Source organism: Streptomyces sp. NPDC001407, assembly GCF_042895325.1.
Taxonomy (GTDB): Bacteria; Actinomycetota; Actinomycetes; order Streptomycetales; family Streptomycetaceae; genus Streptomyces.
The window spans coordinates 247,939-268,946 of record NZ_JBIAWF010000007.1; the positions used below are offsets into that span (position 1 = coordinate 247,939).

At 71.5% G+C, this 21,008-nt stretch carries 20 protein-coding genes; 7 read left to right on the forward strand and 13 right to left on the reverse strand.

Annotated elements, in window-relative coordinates; genetic code table 11:
- Positions 1-19: 19 nt before the first annotated feature.
- Both ACFY1P_RS13415 and ACFY1P_RS13420 read right to left on the reverse strand, forming a co-directional pair.
- Positions 20-2,401 carry a glycosyl hydrolase family 65 protein gene (locus tag ACFY1P_RS13415; protein ID WP_361527538.1) on the reverse strand — a complete coding sequence of 794 codons (2,382 nt, stop codon included), beginning with the start codon at positions 2,399-2,401 and terminating at the stop codon, positions 20-22.
- Positions 2,398-3,141 (reverse strand): HAD family hydrolase, encoded by a 744-nt coding sequence (locus ACFY1P_RS13420; protein ID WP_390750676.1) that lies wholly within the window; start codon positions 3,139-3,141, stop codon positions 2,398-2,400. The genes ACFY1P_RS13415 and ACFY1P_RS13420 overlap by 4 nt, the downstream gene beginning before the upstream one ends.
- Before the next feature lie 101 nt (positions 3,142-3,242).
- On the opposite strand from ACFY1P_RS13420, the gene ACFY1P_RS13425 reads away from it, so the two are divergent.
- Positions 3,243-3,752: a hypothetical protein gene (locus ACFY1P_RS13425; protein ID WP_390750677.1), complete on the forward strand. Its 510-nt coding sequence runs from the start codon at positions 3,243-3,245 to the stop codon at positions 3,750-3,752.
- Between the two features lie 117 nt (positions 3,753-3,869).
- A complete protein-coding gene (locus tag ACFY1P_RS13430) occupies positions 3,870-4,337 on the forward strand; it encodes a hemerythrin domain-containing protein (RefSeq protein WP_361527544.1) in 468 nt (155 codons plus the stop codon).
- Between the two features lie 14 nt (positions 4,338-4,351).
- Here the strand turns inward: ACFY1P_RS13430 and ACFY1P_RS13435 are convergent, their stop codons facing one another.
- Both ACFY1P_RS13435 and ACFY1P_RS13440 read right to left on the reverse strand, forming a co-directional pair.
- Entirely contained in the window at positions 4,352-6,103 is a 1,752-nt protein-coding gene (locus tag ACFY1P_RS13435; protein WP_361527546.1) for a glycosyl hydrolase family 18 protein, read from the reverse strand.
- Between the two features lie 134 nt (positions 6,104-6,237).
- Positions 6,238-6,657 carry a hypothetical protein gene (locus ACFY1P_RS13440; protein ID WP_361527548.1) on the reverse strand — a complete coding sequence of 140 codons (420 nt, stop codon included), beginning with the start codon at positions 6,655-6,657 and terminating at the stop codon, positions 6,238-6,240.
- Between the two features lie 296 nt (positions 6,658-6,953).
- Here ACFY1P_RS13440 and ACFY1P_RS13445 point away from each other — a divergent pair, with 296 nt between their 5' ends.
- The 4 genes from ACFY1P_RS13445 to ACFY1P_RS13460 all read left to right on the forward strand — a co-directional run bounded on the left by ACFY1P_RS13445 (position 6,954) and on the right by ACFY1P_RS13460 (position 10,578).
- Positions 6,954-7,535, forward strand: coding sequence for a TerD family protein (locus tag ACFY1P_RS13445; RefSeq protein ID WP_361527550.1), 582 nt, complete (start codon positions 6,954-6,956; stop codon positions 7,533-7,535).
- A 199-nt stretch (positions 7,536-7,734) separates the two neighbouring features.
- Positions 7,735-8,250: a DUF6542 domain-containing protein gene (locus ACFY1P_RS13450; protein ID WP_390750678.1), complete on the forward strand. Its 516-nt coding sequence runs from the start codon at positions 7,735-7,737 to the stop codon at positions 8,248-8,250.
- A complete protein-coding gene (locus ACFY1P_RS13455; protein ID WP_361532118.1) occupies positions 8,243-9,817 on the forward strand; it encodes an LCP family protein in 1,575 nt (524 codons plus the stop codon). The genes ACFY1P_RS13450 and ACFY1P_RS13455 overlap by 8 nt, the downstream gene beginning before the upstream one ends.
- 107 nt (positions 9,818-9,924) lie before the next feature.
- Complete coding sequence (locus ACFY1P_RS13460) at positions 9,925-10,578, forward strand: transglycosylase SLT domain-containing protein (protein ID WP_390750679.1); 654 nt, start codon at positions 9,925-9,927, stop codon at positions 10,576-10,578.
- 72 nt (positions 10,579-10,650) lie between these two features.
- On the opposite strand, the gene ACFY1P_RS13465 is transcribed toward ACFY1P_RS13460, so the two are convergent.
- On the reverse strand, positions 10,651-12,279 hold the full coding sequence (locus ACFY1P_RS13465) for a M4 family metallopeptidase (protein ID WP_390750680.1): 1,629 nt from the start codon (positions 12,277-12,279) through the stop codon (positions 10,651-10,653).
- A gap of 419 nt (positions 12,280-12,698) precedes the next feature.
- On the opposite strand from ACFY1P_RS13465, the gene ACFY1P_RS13470 reads away from it, so the two are divergent.
- Positions 12,699-13,124 carry a hypothetical protein gene (locus tag ACFY1P_RS13470; protein ID WP_361532127.1) on the forward strand — a complete coding sequence of 142 codons (426 nt, stop codon included), beginning with the start codon at positions 12,699-12,701 and terminating at the stop codon, positions 13,122-13,124.
- A gap of 95 nt (positions 13,125-13,219) precedes the next feature.
- On the opposite strand, the gene ACFY1P_RS13475 is transcribed toward ACFY1P_RS13470, so the two are convergent.
- The 8 genes from ACFY1P_RS13475 to ACFY1P_RS13510 form a co-directional block, all read right to left on the reverse strand.
- Entirely contained in the window at positions 13,220-14,341 is a 1,122-nt protein-coding gene (locus ACFY1P_RS13475; RefSeq protein ID WP_361532130.1) for a ferritin-like protein, read from the reverse strand.
- Positions 14,338-16,299, reverse strand: a complete 1,962-nt coding sequence (locus ACFY1P_RS13480; protein WP_390750681.1) for a GMC family oxidoreductase — start codon at positions 16,297-16,299, stop codon at positions 14,338-14,340. The genes ACFY1P_RS13475 and ACFY1P_RS13480 overlap by 4 nt, the downstream gene beginning before the upstream one ends.
- Entirely contained in the window at positions 16,296-16,763 is a 468-nt protein-coding gene (locus ACFY1P_RS13485) for a hypothetical protein (protein ID WP_361532136.1), read from the reverse strand. Before ACFY1P_RS13485 ends, ACFY1P_RS13480 begins: the two co-directional genes overlap by 4 nt.
- 153 nt (positions 16,764-16,916) lie before the next feature.
- On the reverse strand, positions 16,917-17,630 hold the full coding sequence (locus ACFY1P_RS13490; RefSeq protein WP_361532139.1) for a L,D-transpeptidase family protein: 714 nt from the start codon (positions 17,628-17,630) through the stop codon (positions 16,917-16,919).
- A 117-nt stretch (positions 17,631-17,747) separates the two neighbouring features.
- The gene (locus tag ACFY1P_RS13495) at positions 17,748-18,251 is read right to left on the reverse strand and encodes a hypothetical protein (protein WP_361532142.1); all 504 of its coding nucleotides are present in this window, start codon (positions 18,249-18,251) and stop codon (positions 17,748-17,750) included.
- Between the two features lie 310 nt (positions 18,252-18,561).
- The gene (locus tag ACFY1P_RS13500) at positions 18,562-19,149 is read right to left on the reverse strand and encodes a sugar O-acetyltransferase (RefSeq protein WP_390750682.1); all 588 of its coding nucleotides are present in this window, start codon (positions 19,147-19,149) and stop codon (positions 18,562-18,564) included.
- Between the two features lie 150 nt (positions 19,150-19,299).
- The gene (locus tag ACFY1P_RS13505; RefSeq protein WP_361532148.1) at positions 19,300-19,629 is read right to left on the reverse strand and encodes a putative quinol monooxygenase; all 330 of its coding nucleotides are present in this window, start codon (positions 19,627-19,629) and stop codon (positions 19,300-19,302) included.
- 168 nt (positions 19,630-19,797) lie between these two features.
- Entirely contained in the window at positions 19,798-20,616 is an 819-nt protein-coding gene (locus ACFY1P_RS13510) for an ATP nucleotide 3'-pyrophosphokinase (protein WP_361532151.1), read from the reverse strand.
- Between the last annotated feature and the right edge of the window lie 392 nt (positions 20,617-21,008).

A 21,008-nucleotide genomic window follows, 5' to 3' on the forward strand; every position in this document is an offset into this window, starting at 1 on the left:
GCTCCCGGAAAAGGGGAGGTCAGCCCATCCGGTCGCCCTCGACGCGGGTCGCCGCCCAGCCGCGGTGCGCCGGACGCCGCCCGGCCGGCTGGCCGGGCTCGGGCCTGTCGGGCGCCGCGGGCACCTTTCTGACCACCGGACGCTTCCCCGTCACCGTCAGCCGCTCCGCGTAGTGGTCGATCTCCAACTCCTCACCCTCCGCCAGGGAATAGGTGACGGTCTCGGCGGTGATCTCGACGCGCAGCCGGCAGCGCAGCACGTGCACCGTGAAGGCCAGCCGTCCCAGCTGCTCCGGCAGCTTCGGCGCGAAGGAGACCGTGCCGTCGCAGTGCCGCATCCCGCCGAACCCCGCGACCAGCGCGATCCAGGTGCCCGCCAGCGACGCGATGTGGACCCCGTCGCGGGTGTTGCTCTCCAGGTCGGACAGGTCCATCATCGCGGCCTCGCCGAGATAGTCGTACGCCAGCCGCAGATGGCCCACCTCGGCGGCCATCACCGCCTGGACGCACGAGGACAGCGACGAGTCGCGCACGGTCAGCGGGTCGTAGTACGCGAAGTTCCGCGCCTTCTGCTCGTCCGTGAAGGCGTCGCCGCGCAGATACATGGCCAGCACCAGGTCCGCCTGCTTGATCACCTGCTTGCGGTAGATGTCGAAGTACGGGAAGTGCAGCATCAGCGGATACTGGTCCGGTCCCGTCCCCGCGAAGTCCCACTGCTGGTGGCAGGTGAAGTCGGCGGACTGCTCGTGGACCCCTAGCGACTCGTTGTACGGCAGCGTCATCCGCGCCGCCGCGTCCCGCCAGGCCGCCGTCTCCTCGTCGTCGACCCCGAACGCCGCCGCGAGGTCCGGGTGCCGCTCGGCCACGTCGGCCGCGGCCCGGAGGTTCTGCTGGGCCATCAGGTTGGTGTAGACGTTGTCGTCGGCGATCGCGCTGTACTCGTCCGGGCCCGTCACCCCGTCGATGTGGAACTGCCCCTGGTGGTCGTGGTGCCCCAGCGAACGCCACAGCCGGGCCGTGTGCACCAGCAGCTCCAGCCCCACCTCCCGCTCGAAGGTCTCGTCACCGGTCGCCGCGAGATAGCGCACCACGGCGTCCGCGATGTCCGCGTTCACATGGAACGCCGCCGTCCCCGCGGGCCAATAGGCCGAGCACTCGTCGCCGTTGATGCTCCGCCACGGGAAGGCCGCCCCCTCCAGCCCCAGTGTCCGCGCGCGGTTGAGCGCCGCGGGCAGGGTGGCGTGCCGCCACCGCAGCGGCTGGGCCGCCGCCTGCGGCACCGTGCCGATCAGCACCGGCAGCACGAAGGTCTCGGTGTCCCAGAAACTGTGCCCGTCGTACCCCGGCCCCGTCAGACCCTTCGCCGCGATCGCCCGGCTCTCCGCCCGCGCCCCCGCCTGGAGCACGTGGAACAGTGCGAACCGCACCGCCTGCTGGATCTCCGCGTCCCCGTCCACCTCGACGTCGGCCCGGTCCCAGAAGTCGTCCAGATACGCCCGCTGTTCGTCGCACAGCCCCTGCCAGCCCGTGCTGGTCGCACCCGCCAGCGCCGCCTCCACCTGGTCGTGCATCGCGGGCAGCGACCGCACGCCCGACCAGCCGTACGCCACCGTCTTCTCCAGCCGCAGCCGCTCACCGGGCCGCAGCGTCGACGTCACCGTGAACCGGGCCAGGTTCTCGCTGCTCTGCGAATACATCCGGGTGCCGTCCGGACCGTCCACCGAGTGGACCGCCGCCGTCGCCACCCGCAGTCCGCTGCGCACGGTCCGGTGCACCAGCCGCAGCGCGCCGCCGTCCGCGCCGTGCTCCTCGGGGACCAGTGGTGACTCCAGCACCGCCGCGACCCGGGGGTCGCCGTCCGCCTTGGGCAGCTGTTCGTTGGCGACCAGCTCCGACTGGAGGACCACGCGCGTCTCCTCGTCGACCGCCTCCACCTCGTAGCAGATCGCGGCGACGGCCCGCTGGGTGAAGGACACCAGCCGGGTCGAGCGCACCCGCACCGTCCGGCCGGACGGGGACGTCCATTCGGTCGTGCGGCGCAGGACGCCCGCGCGGAAGTCGAGCAGCCGCTCGTGGTGGACCAGCCGGCCGTAGCGCAGGTCGAAGGGCTCGTCGTCGACGAGGAGGCGGATCACCTTGCCGTTGGTGACGTCGATGACGGTCTGGCCGGACTCCGGATAGCCGTAGCCCGCCTCGGCGTAGGGCAGCGGCCGCAGTTCGTGCACACCGTTGAGATAGGAGCCGGGCAGGCCGTGCGGCTCGCCCTCGTCCAGGTTGCCGCGCCAGCCGATGTGACCGTTGGCGAGCGCGAAGACCGATTCGCTCTGCGGCAGCACCTCCAGATTGAGCTCGGTCTCCCGCAGGCACCAGGGCTCGACCAGATACGCCGGATGGGTGATCACGGGGGGCCTCCCAGCAGCTGGTCCAGATCCGGCACGACGACGTCCGCGCCGTGCTCGCGCAGCGCCTCGGCCTGGCCCACCCGGTCCACGCCGACGACGAACCCGAAGTTCCCCGACCGCCCCGCGTCCATGCCCGCCAGGGCGTCCTCGAAGACCGCGCACTGCCCCGGCTCCATGCCCAGATCGCGGGCCGCGGCGAGGAAGGTGTCGGGGTGGGGCTTGCCCGGCAGCCGCCGCTCGGCGGCCACCAGACCGTCGACGCGGACCTCGAAGAGGTCGTCGATGCCCGCGGCGATCAGCACGTCGTGGCAGTTGGCGCTGGAGGAGACCACCGCGCGGCGCAGCCCGGCCTCGCGGACGGCGTGCACATAGCGGACGGAGCCCTCGTACGCCTCGACGCCCAGCTCCTTGATCTTCTGGAGCACGAGCACGTTCTTCCGCGCCCCGAGCCCCTGCACGGTGTCCCGCTCCGGCGGGTCGTCCGGGGTGCCCTCGGGCAGATGGATGCCCCGCGACGCGAGGAAGGTCCGCACCCCGTCGGCTCTCGGCATGCCGTCCACGTACTCGTCGTAGTCCCGGGTCGCGTCGAACGGCCGGAAGTCCGCCCCGTCGCGCGCCCGCAGGAACGCGTCGAACGTCTCTTTCCAGGCGGCCGCGTGTACGGTCGCCGTGCGGGTGAGCACGCCGTCGAGGTCGAACAGGCAGGCGCGGATACCGGAAGGAAGTCCGAGGCTCGTCACCCGGCCATGATGCCCCGTCCCGGGCGGGACCGCAGGAGCGCCTGCTGCACGACCGTGCAGGGCCGTACGGAGTACACGGATCCGCACCGTAAAGTGATCAAATGACCCGAGCCGTTGATGCCGTCGAGGCCGCCGCGGTCGCCCTGGGCCAGGGCGACTGGAACCCGCTTGGTGAGGAACAGGCCATGGGCGGCATGTTCCTCACGCACCGTGACGCCCTGGAGCCGCGCCTGCTCCCCGGCATGCCCGCGAGCCGTGACCCGCAGGGCTGGGTGTCCCAGCACGTGCTGTGGCTGGAGGACGTCGCCGCGCTCGCCGCCTCCGTGCGCGACCAGTGGTACGCGCACCTGCCCACGAGCCACATGACCGCGCTGATATCCGCCTACGCGGACCAGGCCGCCGTCGCGGTGCCGCTCGCGGACCGGCTGCGGGCCTCGTGGGAGGCGGAGCGGCCGGACTCCCTCTCCCAGGAACAGGTCACGTGGTGGGAGCAGTGGCACATCCCGGCGGCGGAGCGGCAGCAGCTCGACGCGGTGACGCACCGGCTGATCGTGATCGGCTCGGTCGTGGTGGCGGCGGTCACCGGGGCGTGGCGCACCGGCCGGTCCTGACGGCGACGCGCGCCCCCGGCCGCCGGCGGCCGGTCAGCGATTTCGGGAACGCCGGGTGCGTGAGAACATGGCGAAAGCAGGTGTTTTGCGGCACGTGTGACGCGAAGGGACGGCCTGATGGCACGCACCGACATCCTCACCGAGCTCGAGAGCGACCACCGGGTGATCGAGGCACTGTTCAACTCGATCCACCGTACCCGCCTCGAGGACGTACGCCGTGAGGACCTCCTGGAAGAGGTGGCCACCGCGCTCGCCCGGCACTCGGCGGCCGAGGAGGAGTACCTCTATCCGGCGGTGCGCGCGCAGCTCGCCGAGGGCGACACCTTCGTGGAGAAGGAGCACGGCGACCAGGAGCGCCTGACCGCCATGCTCCGGGGCCTCGAATCCAGCACGGTCTACGAACCGGGCTTCGACGCGCGGGTCCGCGCCCTGGAACGCGAGGTCGGCCAGCACGTCCGGCACGAAGAGCGCGACGTCTTCCCCATGCTGCGGCACGTCTGCCCCCTCGAACTGCTCCGCCGCCTCGGCGAGGAGGTCAGGGAGGGCAGACACCGCTCGCCGCACGGGCTGGGCGGGACGGGCTGACCCCGTCGCCGCCGTCAGGTGAGGGTGAAGTCGTCGGCGTGGACGGCGCCCTGGCCGTACCAGCCGTGGACGTAGACCGTCACCTTCCCCGACGCGTCGGTCGTGAACGGCACCGACAGCCGCGTCCACGACCCCGCCGAGGCCCACTGGCTCGCCGTGGCCCCGCCGCTGACGCCGATGTACGCGTAGGGTCCCTGCACCCAACCGGTCAGCGTATGCGCCGAGTTGGGCGTGAGCGTCACGGTCTGCTCGCACTGGCCGGTCCGGTCCGCGGCCGGCGCCACCTGGAGGGCGTGCCCGCCGCCGTGGACCGGCGAGCCCACCACACCGCTCCCCGACTGGCACGACCACGGGCTCGCGGCACCCGTCTCGAAATCACCGTTGACCAGCGCGCCCGTGCTGCCGGAGCCGGTGACGGTCAGGGTGTACGCGGCGGTGTGCGCGCCCGAGGGCGCCGAGCCCCGGACGGTGATCGGGTAGGTGCCGGGCACGGCCGAGGCGGTCGTGCTCACCGTCAGCTTCGCGGAGCCGCCCGCCGTCACGGAGGACGGGCTGAGCGACACGCTCACGCCCGAGGGCGCGCCGTCGGCCGACAGGCTCACCGGCTGCGCCGAGCCGGCCACCACCGCCGTGTTCACGGTGGAACCCGCCGAGCCGCCCGGCGGGACGGCAGCCGAGTTGGGGGAGAGGGAGAGCGAGAAGTCGGGTGAGGTGGGGGAGCCGCCGCCGGTGAAGGGGGCGAAGGTGTGGCTGAAGTACCACGTGTCCTGCGCGATGCCGGAGCATGAGTCGGAGCCCTTGGTCCCCGGGCAGCCGCCGTTGTCGCGCTGGAGTGCCCAGAAGGAAAGGGTGTTGACGCCCTGTGAGACGGCCCAGTCGTAGACCTTGACGGCGTCCTGGGTGCCGAAGGTCTCCGCGGGCCCGTAGTCGTCGATGCCCGGCATCTCGGTGATCCCGGTCATGGCCCAGAGTTCGGCGGAGGACTTCGCGGGATACAGCCCGCCCAGTTGCCCGTGCAGCCCCTCGGCGGCGCTCGTGGTGTCGGCGGCCATGTCGTGGGTCGCGCCGTCGTAGTAGTCGAACGTCATGATGTTGACGACGTCGACGCGGGCGCCGTTGGCCACGGCACTGCGCAGGACGGCGAGCCCGCTGTCGGCGAGGCCGTGGGTCGTCGTCGGCAGGGTGTAGGAGAACTGCACGGTGCGTCCGTTGCCCGCCGCCCAGTCCTGCACCAGCTTGATGGCCTGGTTGCGGCGGTCGATGCCCGCGCTGTTCGTCAGGGAGTTGTCCTCGATGTCGAGGTCGAGGCGGGAGACGCCGTAGGTGGTGATGACGTTCTCGTACGCCGCGGCGATCTTCGACACGTCCGCGCAGCTGTCGGCTATCTCGGTGCCGGTGTTGTCGGCGGCGTAGCCACCGAAGGAGGGGATGACGTCGCCGCCGTTGTTCCGGATGGTGGTGATGTCGGAGCCGAAGACCGACGCGGACACGGGCTTGCCGGTGTCGCCGTTCCAATAGGGCGTGCAGGAGCCCTTCGCCTCGGTCTGGAGGAAGGCCATGGTCAGGTACTTCGCGCCCGACTGGGCGGACAGCGCCGCGGGGCTCTCCGAGCTGTAGGTCTCGAAGTAGGGCGCGAAGACGTGGGCGGGCAGGGGGGCCGGAGCTGCGGCGGCGTGTGCCGTGCCGCCGCCCAGCGCGAGGCCCGCGGCGGCGGTCACGGTGGCGAACGCGGTCAGAAGGGTGTGAAGAGGGCCGATTCGTCTCAACTGATGCTCCCGGTGGGCCGGTCGTGCGTGACAGGTGGGGGACCGGTTGCGCGGTGAACATCGTTGGACTGGACCAGAGTTGCGTCAAGGGTTCGGGCGGGACCGGCGTCGCCCGTAGGGGCGACGCCCGCCGGTCAGCGCACGGAGACGGACGTGACGGGCGAGCTCCGCAGCTCCTCCGGGTGGGGGTCGTCCCGGTCGCTCAGGCCGTACAGCACGCCGCGCAGCTGGAGGACGCCGCCGTGCGCGGGGCGGACGTCCGCCTCCACCCTGGCCCCGGCGCCCGAGGTCATCACCCTGCCGCACCCCACGGTGTGCCACGCGCCGTGGTCGCCGCCGCGCTCCTGGACGCACGCGCGCAGGAAGCGGCCCGCGTCGTCGTCACCCTTCCCGCTGACGTGCACCGGCCGCCCGGCGCGCACGTGATGCGTGGGTACGGTGATGTCCATCGCGCCCTTGGCGAAGGCCGGGGCCGCGGTGAGCAGGAGCAGCGCGGCCCCGAGGAATCCGGCCGCGGCGGCATACGGAATTCGCTGTTTCCTGTCGAGTGCCATGGCCCACCTCTCCGGGTAATTCGCCTTCCACGCCGGACCCGCTTTCCGGGGCGCCGCCGTGAACTCGGCCGGTAAGACGGTCCGTTGCGGGAAGGCGTTGTGGCCTTTCCGTCACCGTCGGGTAACGGTCGCGGACCGGCCGTCACGCAGACGCTACGGGTCGGCAGGAGCCGCCGCCCGGTGCGGTGGCGTGTGGCAGACTACAGTTTCGTAGTTGCGCAATAAGTGAAATGACCGACCGCGCGGCCGCTCACGCCGTGCCGCCGGTGGAACGACCGAGTGTGTGGAGGTAATTCATGGGTGTGACCTTGGCCAAGGGTGGCAACGTCTCCTTGAGCAAGGAGGCCCCGGGGCTGACGGCTGTCGCGGTCGGGCTGGGCTGGCAGGCGCGCACCACCACCGGCGCCGACTACGACCTCGACGCCAGCGCGCTGCTGTGCGGTGAGTCCGGCAAGGTCATTTCCGACCGGCATTTCGTTTTCTTCAACAATCTCGCCAGCCCCGACGGTTCCGTCCAGCACACGGGTGACGAATTGACCGGCGGCACCGGCAGCAGCGACGACGAGACCATTCATGTGGACCTCTCGCGCGTCCCCGCCGAGGTCGTCAAAATCGTCTTCCCGGTCTCCATCTACGAGGCCGACGTCCGCGGGCAGGCATTCGGCCAGGTGCGGGGTGCCTATATCCGGGTGGTCAACCGCGCGGACGACCGCGAACTGGCGCGCTACGACCTGACCGAGGACGCCTCGACCGAGACCGCGATGATTTTCGGCGAGCTCTACCGCCACGCTTCCGAGTGGAAGTTCCGTGCCGTCGGGCAGGGTTACGCCTCCGGCCTGCGGGGCATCGCGACCGACTTCGGTGTCAACGTCGGCTGACGTACGGACCGGCCGGCGTCCGTACGGGCACGCGTCCGTACGGCGTCGCGCCGCTCCCGCATTTCCGGTACACCCATCCTGGCCCCGGGTCTCCTGGCCACGCTCGGGTGACCTCTGACCAACACTTGCTATATTGCGCAACTGTGCAAGCAAAGCGGCTGTCGCCCCGGGTGACCGCCTGAACGGATGGGGAGCGCGCATGGCCGCCAGGCGAACCGAGACCCTGGGGGAGGCGGCGGGACGGCAGGGCGCGCGGTCGCGCACAGCGCCCCGCGCGTCGGTCCGGGTGCCCCGCCCGAGATCCGGCCGCGGCGTCGCGCGCGCCGCCCGCCCCCGCCGCCCGCTGCTGCTCGGCGCGGGCGCCCTGCTGGTGGCGGGCGCCGTCGCGGACGAGGCCCGCGGCACCGGACTGGGCTGGGTCTTCGCGCTCGCCGCCGCGCTGGCCGCCGCCCTCGCGGCGCTCGCCTGCTCCGGCGCGCAGACCTGGTGGGCCTTCGCCCTGCCGCCGTGGGCCATCGCCGTGGCGGGCCTGACCGCCCAGCTCCTCGCGGACACGTCCGCCGGCGGCGGCAACGCGGCCACCTCCATGACCACGGCACTGCACTGGGCCATCGACACCTTCCCGGCCATGGCGGCCGCCGAGACCTCGGCACTCGCGGTAGTCGTCTTCCGTACCGTACGGTCCAGGCGATACAGGAGGGCCGTCCATGCCTGACCGACACCGTTCCGCCGCCCGGGCGCAGGCCCGCCGCGACCCCCGCGGCCGGAGCCGCGCCGGCCGTCCCGCACGGGCCGCGGCCGCCGCCCGGATCGCGGTCTGCCTCACCTCGGCCGCCGTCATGCTGACCAGCGGCGTCGGCTGGTTCGCCTACCACTGGGTGAACAACGGCCTCATCACCTCCAGCGCGCTGGACGCCCTGCGCAAGGGCGCGCCGCCGAGGCTCGACGACTCGGTGAACCTCCTGCTGATCGGCCTGGACAGCCGCAAGGACATGGACGGCAACGACCTGCCCAGGGAATTCGTCCAGCAGGAACTGCACGCGGGCTCCAGTGACATCGGCGGTTACAACACCAACACGCTGATCCTGATGCACATCCCGCCGGACGGCGGCAAGGTCACCGCGTTCTCCATCCCGCGCGACGACTACGTCGAGATCGCGGGCGGCCGCGGGGAGCACAAGATCAAGGAGGCGTACGGCATCGCCAAGGCCGAGGCCGAGGACAAGCTCAGGGCCCAGGGGGTCAAGGGCGCCGACCTCGAACACCGCAGCCGGGAGGCCGGGCGGGAGGCCACCCTGGCCACCGTGCAGCAGTTCCTCGGCGTGCCGATCGACCACTTCGCCGAGGTCAACCTGCTGGGCTTCTACGACATCGCCAAGGTGGTGGAGCCGGTCCAGGTGTGCCTGAAGAAGCCGGTGCGCGACCGGTATTCCGGTGCCGACTTCCCCGCCGGCCTACAGGATCTGAACGCCCGGCAGGCCCTGGCCTTCGTCCGCCAGCGGCACGGCCTGACCGGCGGCGACCTCGACCGCACGCACCGGCAGCAGGCGTTCATCTCGTCCGTCACGCACAAGCTCAAGTCCCAGGGCGTGTGGAGCGACCTCGGCAAGCTCCAGGGGCTGTTCGACGTCGTCAAGAAGGACGTCGTCATCGACGACCGCTGGAACATCCTGGACTTCGCCCGGCAGGCCCCCAACCTCACCGGTGGCAACGCCGAGTTCCACACCCTGCCGATCGCCGGATTCGCCACCCGTAAGGGGGAGGACGTCAACCTGGTGGACCCGGTGAAGGTGAGATCCCTCGTTCAGGCGATGATCGGGCGTCCGGCGCCCGCGCCCGAGCGGCCCTCGGCCCCCGCCGGCAGCGCCGCCCCCGCCGACGCGGCCTCGACCACCGTCGACGTGCACAACGCCTCCGGCGTCGTGGGCGCCGCCGCGGCCGAGTCCAGGTCCCTGAGCCCCCTGGGCTACCGCACGGGCCAGGTCGCCAACGCGCCGTCCTCGCACACGACCTCCGTCGTCTACGGCAAGGGCGCGGAAGACGCGGCCCGGAAGATCGCCGCCTCGTACGGGGTGAACGCGCTCCCGGGTGCAGGCGTCCCGGCCGGACACGTCCTCGTGACCCTCGGCATCGGCTTCACGAAGTCGTCGGCCCCGCCCGCCCCCTCGCCCCGCCCCTCCGCCGGTGACGCGAAGCCGGGCGCGGCCGAGCCGTCACCGGTGCCGTCGGACGCGTTCCAGGGCGACGCGGTGAAGATGGGCGGCGTCCCCTGCGTGGACTGACGGCCCGCCGGCCGCCGCTCCGTGGGGGAGCCTCCCGCACGCGCGAGCGACGCGGGACAATCGAGGGGACCGGGACGGACACGGTCACCCGACGGAAGGAAGCAAGCGTGCGGCACCCCTGGAAGCGACGGATCGGCCTCGCCGCCGTGGCCGCGGTGGCGGCCGGTACGGCGGTGGCGTGCGGCGGGCACGGACCGCAGGCCGCGACCCCGGCGAAGGACCCGTCGGCCACCGCCACGCGCACCCCGGGGCCCAGCGCCTCGGCGGCGGCCGGGAACCAGGACGTCGCCCACTGGGCCCCGCAGGTCGACACCTACGCGAAGAAGGCGGGCATCGAACCGCGGCTGCTGATGGCGATCCTCTACAACGAGTCCTACAAACCGCACGACCCCGCCCTGGAGCGGGCGTGGCAGCGCATCAAGCCGGACTCCGCGCTGGGCATCGCGAACATGCACAAGGCCGCCTTCGACGAGACGAAGACCGGCCGGGACTTCGCCGACCGCGACTGGCAGGATCTGCCCGACGATCCCGGCCTGGCCGTCGAGGCCGCCGCCTGGCACCTCCACGACCTCGCCGCGCAGCTGCCCTCCGCACGCAGTGGCACGTACAGCGAGGACGAGTTGCTCGCCCTCGGCTACAACACAGGCGCGGGCAACATGCTGGCCTTCGTGCGCGGTGCCAAGCCCGGCAAGGAAGCACAGTCCTATCTGGACCGCCTGCACCAGAACTGGGCCAAGGCCGGGGAGGCCCTGGCCCGGTAGTCCCGGTAGTGACGGCCGGTGAGCCGCCGGAGTCATCCGGCGGCTCCTGCCCGTCCGGGCGTTCCCGGTGCGTCAGTTGACGTTGACGGCGGTCCAGGCGGCACCGACCGCCTGGTACTCGCCGCTGTTCGTGCCGTACAGGTCACCGGCGGCCTGGAGCGTGGCCTGGCGGGCCGCCGCGTAGTCGGTCGTCGACGTGAAGTACGTGGTCAGCGCCTTGTACCAGATGGCCAGGGCCTTGTCGCGGCCTATGCCCGTGAGGGTGGAGTTGTCGTAGGTCGGGCTGTCGTAGGAGAAGCCGTTGACCGTCTTCGCGCCGCTGCCCTCGGACAGCAGGTAGAAGAAGTGGTTGGCGATGCCGGACGAGTAGTGCACGTCCACGTTGCCCGCGTCCGCGCTCCAGTAGTCGAGCGAGGCGCCGTCCTTGCTCGGCTGGTCCATGTAGCGCAGCGGTTTGCCGTCGCCGTTGATGTTGATCTGCTCGCCGATGAGGTAGTTGGCGGGCACCTTCGGGTTGTTGGCGAAGAACTCGACGCCGGTGCCCATGATGTCGCTGGTGGCCTCGTTGAGACCACCGGACTCGCCCGCGTACTCCAGGCCGGCCGTGGCGGAGGTGACGCCGTGCGACATCTCGTGGCCCGCCACGTCGAGCGCGGTCAGCGGGTTGCTGTTGCCCTGGCCGTCCCCGTACGTCATGCAGAAGCAGGAGTCGTCCCAGAAGGCGTTCACGTAGTTGTTGCCGTAGTGCACGCGCGAGGACGAGGCGACGCCGTCGTTGCGGATGCCGCTGCGGCCGAACGTCTGCTTGTAGAAGTCCCAGGTCTCCTGCGCGCCGTAGTGGGCGTCGACGCCGGCCGTCTGCCGGTTGCTCTGGGAGCCGTTGCCCCAGGTGTCGGAGGAGTTGGTGAAGAGCGTGCCGCTGCCGGAGGTGCCCTGCTTGAGGTCGGTCGTGCGGTGGCCGCCGCGCGTGTTGTCGAGCAGCTGGTAGGAGCTGCCGCTCCTGGTGGTCCCGATGGTGACCTTGCCGTTGTACTCGCCGGTGCCGGTGCCGGTCTCGATGCCGTCGAAGGAGTACAGCTTCTTGCCGGTATTGGCGTCGGTGATGACGTGCAGCTGGCTGGGCGTGCCGTCCTTCTGGACGCCGCTGACGACCGTCTCCCAGGCCAGGACCGGCTTCCCGGTCACGGCCCAGATCACCTTCCGGGCGTTGACCGGAGTCGGCTTGGCGGTCTTGGCGTCCGAGGCCGCGCTCAGCGCGCTCTTCTGCGCCGTGGCCGCCGGCACCTTGGGGGTGGTGCTCGGCACGGCGACGCTGCGGGCGCGCGACGCCTTGGTGACGCTCTGGTGCTTGCCCTTGGCGTGGACGACCAAGTCGCCGCCGAGGACGGGCAGTCCGGCGTACGTACGGTCGTAGCGGGTGTGCACGGTGCCGTCGGCGTCCTTCACGACGTCCTTGACGACGAGCTTCTCCTGCGCGCCGAGGCCCAGGGAGCGGGCGGTGGCCGCGCTGCCGTCCTGGGCGGCGGCCAGGAGGGCGGTGCGCTGGGTCGTGGAGAGGTGGGCGCCGGCGGCGTCCACGTGGTCCGCGGCCGGTGCGGCTCCCGCGGTTCCTGCCTGGACGCCCGCGGCCACGAGGGCGGCGAGGGCGATGACGGTGGCGCTGCTTCTGACGCGGCGCGAAGAGTGGGGGGTCGATCTCACGCGGACTCCTTGTGCCTGGCCGCTGGTGGCGGCCCGCTGCGCGGCGGCACGGGCGTGCCGCCGGGTGGTGCGTGGGTGCATGGGGTGCGAACGGCGCTCACCGATGTGCGCCTGTCCGAACCGAGGCGAGCGTGCCACCGAATCCGCGAACTTGGCAGGTTCACGACGGAAAGTTGGCCGTGAGTTGACCGATGGGCGAATCTCCGCGTCCGATATCCGGAAAGTGGCGCGCGTGGGCGGGTGTTCGCTCCGCCGCGCGGCCGGTGCTCCACCGCGAGCTCGCTCGCCCGTGCGGGTGATATCTCGTCACCCGGTGACGCCGGACAGCGGCCGCCGCCTCCCGGCGCGCGACCATTCCCGGGTGGGGGTTCGTGACGATCGGCCCCAGCCCAGACCGTTTCCCCTTGCGTGGAGGTGCCGTGTACACCACCGAGCCAGTCGCCGTGTCGCTTCAGCCGTCGCCCCAGGAGGACCAGCTGGCCGAGGACTACGCCAGCCTCCTCGGCACCGTCTCCCGTATCGACCAGGCCGTGCGCGAAGGCGCCTGGGACGGCGTGCGCGACGAGCTCGACCAGCTCATCAGTGCGGCCGAGGACATGTGGGCCACTCTGTCCGAGACGGACGACGACGCCGAGGACGGCGACCGCTACCAGGCGCCCGTGACCATCTCCGCCGACCCCGCGACGGTCCGCCGGCTGATCGCCCTCTACGCCGAACCCCACAGCGTCGGCAGGCTCCTCCACCCCGCGCCGTCCGACGGCCGGGCCCAGGACGCCGACGCCCCCGGCCGGGCGCTCCTCGACGACGGCTTCCTGGACGAGGAACTGCCCTCCGTCACCCCCTGACCCACCGCCTCCGCTCCGGAATCCTTCGGAGCGGATTTATTTTTCTTCGCTCACGCGAACTCACATGCGTCACGCTCGGGCGTGCCCAGCGGGGCTCACCGTCCCCGGGCACGCGCCCGTGCGAAGTGCTCGTCCGTGATCTCGTACGTCGCGCTCGCGTGCAGGCCCCGCTCGCGCCGCGCCGGGTCGGGATGCGGATTGCGGCAGAGCCGCACGGCCTGCTCCCGCAGCGCCAGCATCCCCGGCACGGCACCGCCGAGAGCCTCCGGACGTCCGGTGAAGGCGTCCTCGAGAAGGCACAACAGCCCCGCGTATCCCTCGTTGAACCGGTCGGCGGCCCGGCGCACCTCGCTCCCCGCCGGGAAATCCGCCACCCTGGCCCGCGGATCGATGGGATACGCCCCCGCCCAGTCCACATCGAGGGCCGGACCCGTCGGCCCGGAGGCGGGTGTGTCGTACGGCCCGTACGTCCGCTGCCGGAGGATCTCGTCGAACCGGAAGTAGTGCGCGGGCTCCCTGGCCTCGCCGAAGATCCGGTCGTCGCTGTCGAAGACCGTCCCGTCCACGCCCTCGCCCTGCTCGGTGATGACCCGCAGGGCCTCCAGCGCGGAGGCCAGGTCCGTGACGGGAAAGACCTCGCCGCCGGAGTTGTAGAAGTGCTCGGGCCCGGCCTGCCGCGCGGGGTCGCCCCGGAAGAGCTCCGCCTCGCCCAGCTCCTCCGCCAGCCGCCTCAGGCCCGCCCCGATCGTGTTGTAGAACTGCCCGATCGAGGTCCACCCCTCGTCGTCCGCCACCGAAGGGTGGCCGGGCGGCCCGGCCACGTACTCCGGGCGCTCGATGCGCAGGAACGTCTCCAGCGCCTCGATGCCGAAGTGCCGCAGCGCGACGGGGACGTGGTCCTTGCTGTACGGCAGGCGGGCGGGATAGCCGGTGACGAAGCGGGAGTGGGCCACCAGCGGCCTGCCGCCGACGGCGTTGAGCACATTGGCGACGAGCGTCATGTGGAGCATCTCCTCGGCCACGACGGCCCGCACGGCGTAGAAGGCGGGGCGATTGGTGCCGGGGCGCAGGGTGTACATCGCCGTGAGATAGGGCGGGATGGTGAGGTGCTCGAGCGTCAGCGCGGCCTGGAGGAAGACGTGCAGATCGGAGCGGTCGCGAGGCACCCGGAACGGCGGCTCCTCGACGACGGCGAGCTCCTCCTCGGTGGTCGTCATGACGGCACCTCCGGGCCCCGGCGACGGGCGGCGGGACGCTGCCGCGGATCAGGGACCGTCCCCGCCCTGGCTGCCGGAACGCTCCGCACGCTCACCGGCCGGTGCAGCTCCGTCAGTTCGCGGTGGATCCGCTCACTGCTGCGCAGGGCGAGGGCGGCCAGCGTGAGCGACGGATTGGAGGTGCCCACCGACGGCATGCTGCCGGCGCCCACGGCATAGAGATTGGGGTGGTCCCAGCAGCGCTGCCACGCGTCGACCACGGAAGTGCCGCGCGAGTCGCCCATGAGGTGCGTGCCCGCTCCGTGCCCGGCGCCGTGGAAGTCCCAGTCGCGCCCGGCGAAGCGGAAGAAGCCGGAAGCGAAGGGACCCGGGCCGTACGCGGTGCGGTCGTCGGCGCCGAGCAGGGCGAAGATCCGGTCCGATACGGTCTTCGCCGCGGCCATCCCGCGCTTCACCCGGTCCGACAGGTCGTAGGTGAGACGCGGCCGGGGGAGGCCGAGCCGGTCGCGCGGGCCGGGGGCGAGGGTGACCCTGTTGCGCTCCTCGGCTTCCTGCTCCAGCGCGAACTGGAGGGAGAACTGGCGGCCGACCTCCTCGCCCAGGGCGGCGCGCAGCGCGCTCCCGAACAGCCCCTTGCCACGCGGCTGCCCCGAGTCGCCGGTGATGCCGAGCAGCCGGGCCACATCACCGGCGGGCGCACCGGTCGGCCAGCTCCACCCCCAGTTGCTGATCTCGATGCGGAAGGGCGCGCGGTCACGCCGGCGGCGGCCCGTGCGGAAACTCTCCAGCCCGGAGGTCGAGCCCGGCCCGCGGAAGGGGCCTGTCGGCGTGGGCAGCAGCCCCCAGGTGAGCAGCACCGGGTGATCCATGAGATTGCGGCCCACCTGCCCGCTGCGGCCGGCGAGCCCGGAGAGCAGGAGCAGCTTGGCGTTCTCGACGGCGTGCGCGGCCAGGACGACGACGTCGGCCTCGGCGGTGAGCGTGGTGTGGGCGGGAGAGGCGGGGTCGTCGTACGCCAGATACTCGACGCCGAACACCCGGCCGTCGCCCCGGGTCAGGACGCGGCTGACCACGGCCTGGGTGACGAGAGTGACCCGGCGGTCCCAGCGGGCCCGGGTCTTGAGCGGGGTGTATTTGGCCTGCACGGGACAGATCGGCACGCACGAGGCGTTGCCCACGCACCGCTCGCCGTAGTCGGGCAGCCCGGCCGCGCCGACGGGGCGGTAACCCCGGCCCCCGTCGTACCGCGGGTCCGGAGTGCTGTTGCGGGCGTGCGGGGTGGTGATCACCCGCAGGACGGTGTCCGGGGCGTCGTCGGACTCCTTGACCGTGCGCCCGTCGAGCTCGGCGGCGAGGAGGCGGTCGAGGTAGCTGCGGGGGATCTCGCGCATCGGATAGACATAGCCCTCGGGAAAGGGCAGACCGATGGCCTCGGCCTGCTCGGCGGCGTCGCCCGCGACGCCCAACTCCCGCTCGGCCGCGCGGTAGTGGGGTTCCAGGTCGGCGTATCCGATCGGCCAGTCCCTGCCGTATCCGAAGGCGCTGCGGACGCCGAAGTCCTCCGGGTGCATCCGTGGCGTCAGGCCGAGCCAGTGCAGCGTGGTGCCGCCCGGGGACCGGAGATAGTCGCTGCCGTACGGCAGTGGGCCGTCCTGGAGGAGATAACCATGGGTGCGATAGCCGCCGCCGGGCAGACCCTCGGTGTCGAGGACGTCGGGGGAGGGGGCGGCGGGGTTGGCGCGATAGGGCGAGTTGGGGACCTTGGCCGGGGCGGAGTAGAAGGTGTCGAGCGCGTCGAGGTGGCCGGGCCAGGTGCTCATGGTGTCGGTGCCGGCCTCCAGGACGAGCACGCGCCAGCCCCGGTCGCCCAGCTCCTTGGCGACGAGCGTGCCGGCCAGCCCGGCGCCGACCACGATCACGTCGTGATGCCGCCCGGGGTGCGGTGCTGTCGCGGTCACCGGGCGCCGCCCCGGCCCGCGTCGGCGGGTGTGGGCAACGCGGCGCCCGGCGGCGGATCGGCCCAGGTGCCGAAGCCGGGTGCCTTGGCGCCCGCGGGGTGCCCATGGAAGGTCCGCCACACCAGGCCCTCCGTGTACGCCTCGGGCGAGACGGTGAAGGCGACGTTCGCCTGCTCCCGGCCCAGCGCGGCGTGGACGGACCGGGCGAGCTGCGGCCAGACGCCGAGATACCACAGGTGCGTGACGGCACGGGCGATGTCACGCGAGGTCTCGTCCACGAGCCGGTCCGGGTCGCCTCCCACCGCCTCCAAGTCCGCGAGGAAGCGGCCGATCGCCTCGCGCCCGAGCTGGTCGATCGTCGTGTCGTGGTACAGCCGGACCATTCCGGTCGCATACAGATCGAAGGCGTCGAAGCCTGTCAGCCGGACGGAGAGGCCGACGAATCCTGGGAGTTCCGCTGTCATCCGCGACCACCCGTCTGAGAGGACTTGTCACCTTTCTAGCGGAGGGTCCGGTAAGCGGAGAAGGAGAAGCAACTCACTTCACCCGTAAGGGTGTTCGCAGACGGTGGGCCCGACGGCGTGTGCCGTCGGGCCCACCGGAGCGGAACGCCGGGTTCAGGTGCCGGGCTTGCGGCCGTAGACGAAGACGTTGTCGCCGTTGTGGAGCATGGACCAGTACGTCTTCGCGTCGCCCGTGCGCATGTTGACGCAGCCGTGCGAGCCGGGCGGCGACCAGACGCTGCCGGCTATCGCGTGGAACGCCTGCCCGCCGTCGAAGAACTGGGCATAGGGCATGCGGACGTTGTAGAGCGTGGACCAGTGGTCGACCGAGCGCCAGTAGATCTTCTTCGCGCCCGTCCGCGTCACATAGCCCTTCCGCCCCGTCCGCACCGGCACGGGGCCGAACTTGACGGACCTGCCGTCCTGTATCCAGCTGATCTGGCGGCTGAGGTCGACGCACGCGACGCGCCCCTTGTTCACGGGGCACTTCCCCGCCGCGTTCGGGTCCCGCCGGGTGATCTCCGCCTGCATCGCGGCCCAGGTCACCGGGCCCGCGTAGCCGATGTCGGGGCTGATGCCGTGCTGGGTCTGATAGCTCTGGACCGCCCGGCAGTCCGCCGCCGACTGGCGGCCGTCGACCGGTCTGCCCAGGAACTTCTCGACGTCCTTCTGGTACGGGCCCGTCCGCGTCGTACAGGCCGGCGTCGCCGCGTGTGCCGAGCCGCCGATCGCGACGGTCAGGGGAGCCGCGAGGCCGACCGCGCCGAGCACGACACCCAGTCGGCGCGCGAGGGCCGGGGCTGCTTTCCTCTTCGCTTCTGCACTCATGACAAGTATGACAACGAAGGCAGTTGAGGGGTTGCGGTCCCCTGCCCCACGGGGCGGAAAAGTCCCCGCGGGCCGCGAGGGCCCGCCCGGGGTGCGGGTGGGCCCCCGCGCGCGGGGTCAGGAGATGGGCGCGCCGTTGGGGATGGCGCCGATGGCGACGGGGGACAGGTTGACGATCTTGTTCCAGGCGAAGTCGTACTTGTCCATCGCGGCCGGACTGGTGATCCAGCGCTTGACGCCGTTGCTGATCAGATAGACCTCGGGCGCGTTGGGCGACTTGCCGAGGATGGCACCGTCCGACAACTGCCCACCGTCGTCGATGCTGTTGATGTCGACGACGGACTGGACGCCGTCCCAGCCGCGGAACAGGTTGTTGTACGTATTCGGATTGGGGATCCAGCGGCGCTTGCCGTCGAGGATGAGATAGATGGCCGGGCTGTCGAAGCCCTTGAGGCGCCGGCCGTTGAGCTCAGGGTGCGGCCGGGATGCCTGGTTGCCGGAGTCGTGCACGGCGGCGGTGCCCGAACCGGAGCCGACGGCCTGTGCCGCGGGCACGGCCGTGAGCACGGCCAGGGGCACGAGGGTGAGACTCAGTGCAGCGAACCACGAGCGTCTTTTCACGGGTTCCTCCGCGGAATCGGGAAAGGCGACGGAGATCCTTGATTCCCGCACATATCTCCGCCGCCTTCACGGCTGCTTCACATTCCACGGTGCGCGACATGATTGTCAATGCGCGGCGGGGCGCCGGGAAAAACGGTCATCGATTCTCCGCCAGGGGCGGTGGCGGCAATTCCGCGAGGGCGCCGACCGACTCCCCGCGCTGTACGGAGCCGGTCGGCGCGGGCGAGCCGGAAGACCCGCGGACGGCCCGTCCGGACCACCGGACGCGGGCTACATGGCCGGAATCACCGGTCCGCGGACGGGCGCCCGCTCACCCGGACCCGGGCGGCACCATGGCGTCACGCTCGTCCAGCGCCCGTACGACACGGGCCGGATTCCCGACGGCCAGCACACCGGCCGGAAGATCCCTGGTCACCACCGCCCCGGCCCCGACCACGGTGTTCTCGCCGATGGTCACCCCTGGGCAGACGATGACCCCAGCCCCCAGCCAGACGTTGTCCCCCACCACGATGGGCAGCCCCCGCTCCCACCCGGCCCGCCGGAGCTCGGGATCCAGCGCATGAGTCGGCGTCACCAGCTGGACGTTCGGGCCGATCTGGACATCCGTGCCGATCGTGATGGGCGCCGCGTCCAGGAACACCGCACCGAAATTGACGAACGTATCGGCCCCGATGCTGATGTACGAGCCGAAATCACAGTGGAAGGGAGCGCGGATGCGCACCCTTTCCCCGACCGACCCGAGCAGTTCTCCAAGAATTTCCCGGCGCTCCGCCGGGGACCGTACGGCCGCGTTGTACGCCGCGCACAGCTCGGCCCGGCGCTCGGAATCCTCGCGCAGTTCCTCGTCGTCGGGGACATACCAGTCCCCGGCCAGCATCCGCTCCTTGTTCACGCCCACACGGGTGTCCTCTCCTCGGATCGGCACACGCTTGCGGAACGCACGGGAGGACGTCAAGGAGATTCCTCCGCGGCACGGCGAAGAGCCGGCCGGCGGCGATGAGCACATCGCCGCCGACCGGCCCCCGTCGCGGCGGACGCCGCGCGTCCGCTACAGGTGGCGGGGGGTGAGCTCCGCCATCGCGGACCAGCCGCTGCCGGGCGCCTCGGTGCTGATGATCTGCGGAGTGGTGGCGATGGCGTCGGCCATCTTGTCCATGGCGGCCTTGAAGTGCGCCGAATTGACGTGCGCGTCACCGGCCTCGCGGGACGCGAAGCCCTCGACCAGGACGAACTGGTTCGGGTTGTCGACGCTGGTGGACCACTCGAAGAAGAGGTTGCCCGGCTCGTCGCGCGTCGCCTGGGTGAAATCGCCGACGATGTCCAGCCACTTCTCGGTGTACTCGGGGCGTACGTTCATCTTCACGACGATGAAGATCATCGATGTCTCCTGCGGTCTCGGGCGGCAGGGCCGTGCATACGGCGCCGAAGGTGATGGGCGGGCGAGAGCGCCCGTGTGCTGTCCACGGTGCGGCAGACCGCGGCGATTGCCGAAGCGGACACGGGCCCGATTCCGGCCCTGCCGGAAAATTGAGCCGAGCGGGAGACCCTAAGCCGCGGCAGGCAGCGTCTGCGGACCTCCGACGGGCCGGCGCGTGGCCGGGGCCGCGAGACGCTCCGCCCCCTCGGGCACCGGCACCGACGCGAAGATCGCGTCCTGCTGCTCCTGGAGTTCCTTGGCGCGCTCGGCCGGGGTGCCGGGAAGCCGCTGCTCCTCGTAGAGCTTGTGCGTCACCTCCTGCGCCCATTTGCTCGACGGGGTGTGGAACTGGACCTCGAAGACATGCCCGGACCCGAGATCGCGCCAGGCCGAGTTGATGGCCTTGTAGCCCTTCCCGGCGCCCCAGGTGTTGGACCATTTGACGCTGTCGTTGCCCCAGCTCGACAGCATCGAGGAGGCCGCGGCCACCCCCTTGACGTAGCGGCCGTCCGGCCACTCCAGCGTGTAGCGGATCGAGTCGTTGATCTTGGCGAGCGCCCCGTCGACCGTCTGGCCCGGGGTGGCCTTCAGGGATGTCGCGACCTTGCGCTTGAGCGAGTCCGCGGACTTCAGCCGCTGGTCGAAGCCGATCAGGGTGGCGTGGCTGACCTGCGCGACCGCCCTCATCTCGGGGCTGATCGACTGCTCGGCCCGCTGGGCGTGGGCGAGGAAGTCGTCGACCTTCCTGTTCTCCGCGGCGTCGAGTGACAGCCCGTCACCGTGCCAGTCGCCGTCGTCGAGCTGCCGCCCGGCCTTGACCACCTGACCGGCGGGCCCCGGGCGGTCGGCCGCGCCCTGGGCGAAGGCGCCCGAGACGGAGGCGGCACCGAGAGCGGTGGCCAGCGCGGCCGCGGCCGCGAAGCGATGGAGCGTGCGGTGGATGGTCATACGCGTGTTTCGTCCTTCTCTCGACGGGCGTCGCCCGCGCTCGCTGAAGCACGGGTCGAACGGTGTGCGACGAGAGGTACAACGCGCGAAGCCGCTTCCGAGTAACCGGGAAGTGGGGCTGTACGGGTGGTTTTTGGGCGCGTGATGAGTGTGATGGTCCGATAAATCACCTGTTGGGCGGTTAGGTTCCTTGGGCTGGTTGTGGCGGTCTGTTCGGTGGGGGGAGTGGGTGGTGGTTGTGGTGGGTGGTGTGTGGGTGCCGGGGCCGTCGGGTGTGGTGTCGGGGGGTGGTGGGGATGGGGGTGGGGGTGGTGGGGGTGGTTATGACTATGGGGGTTTCAGTGAGTTGGCGGGGGTGGCGGTGGAGCCGCCGGTGGGGGTGTATCGGGTGG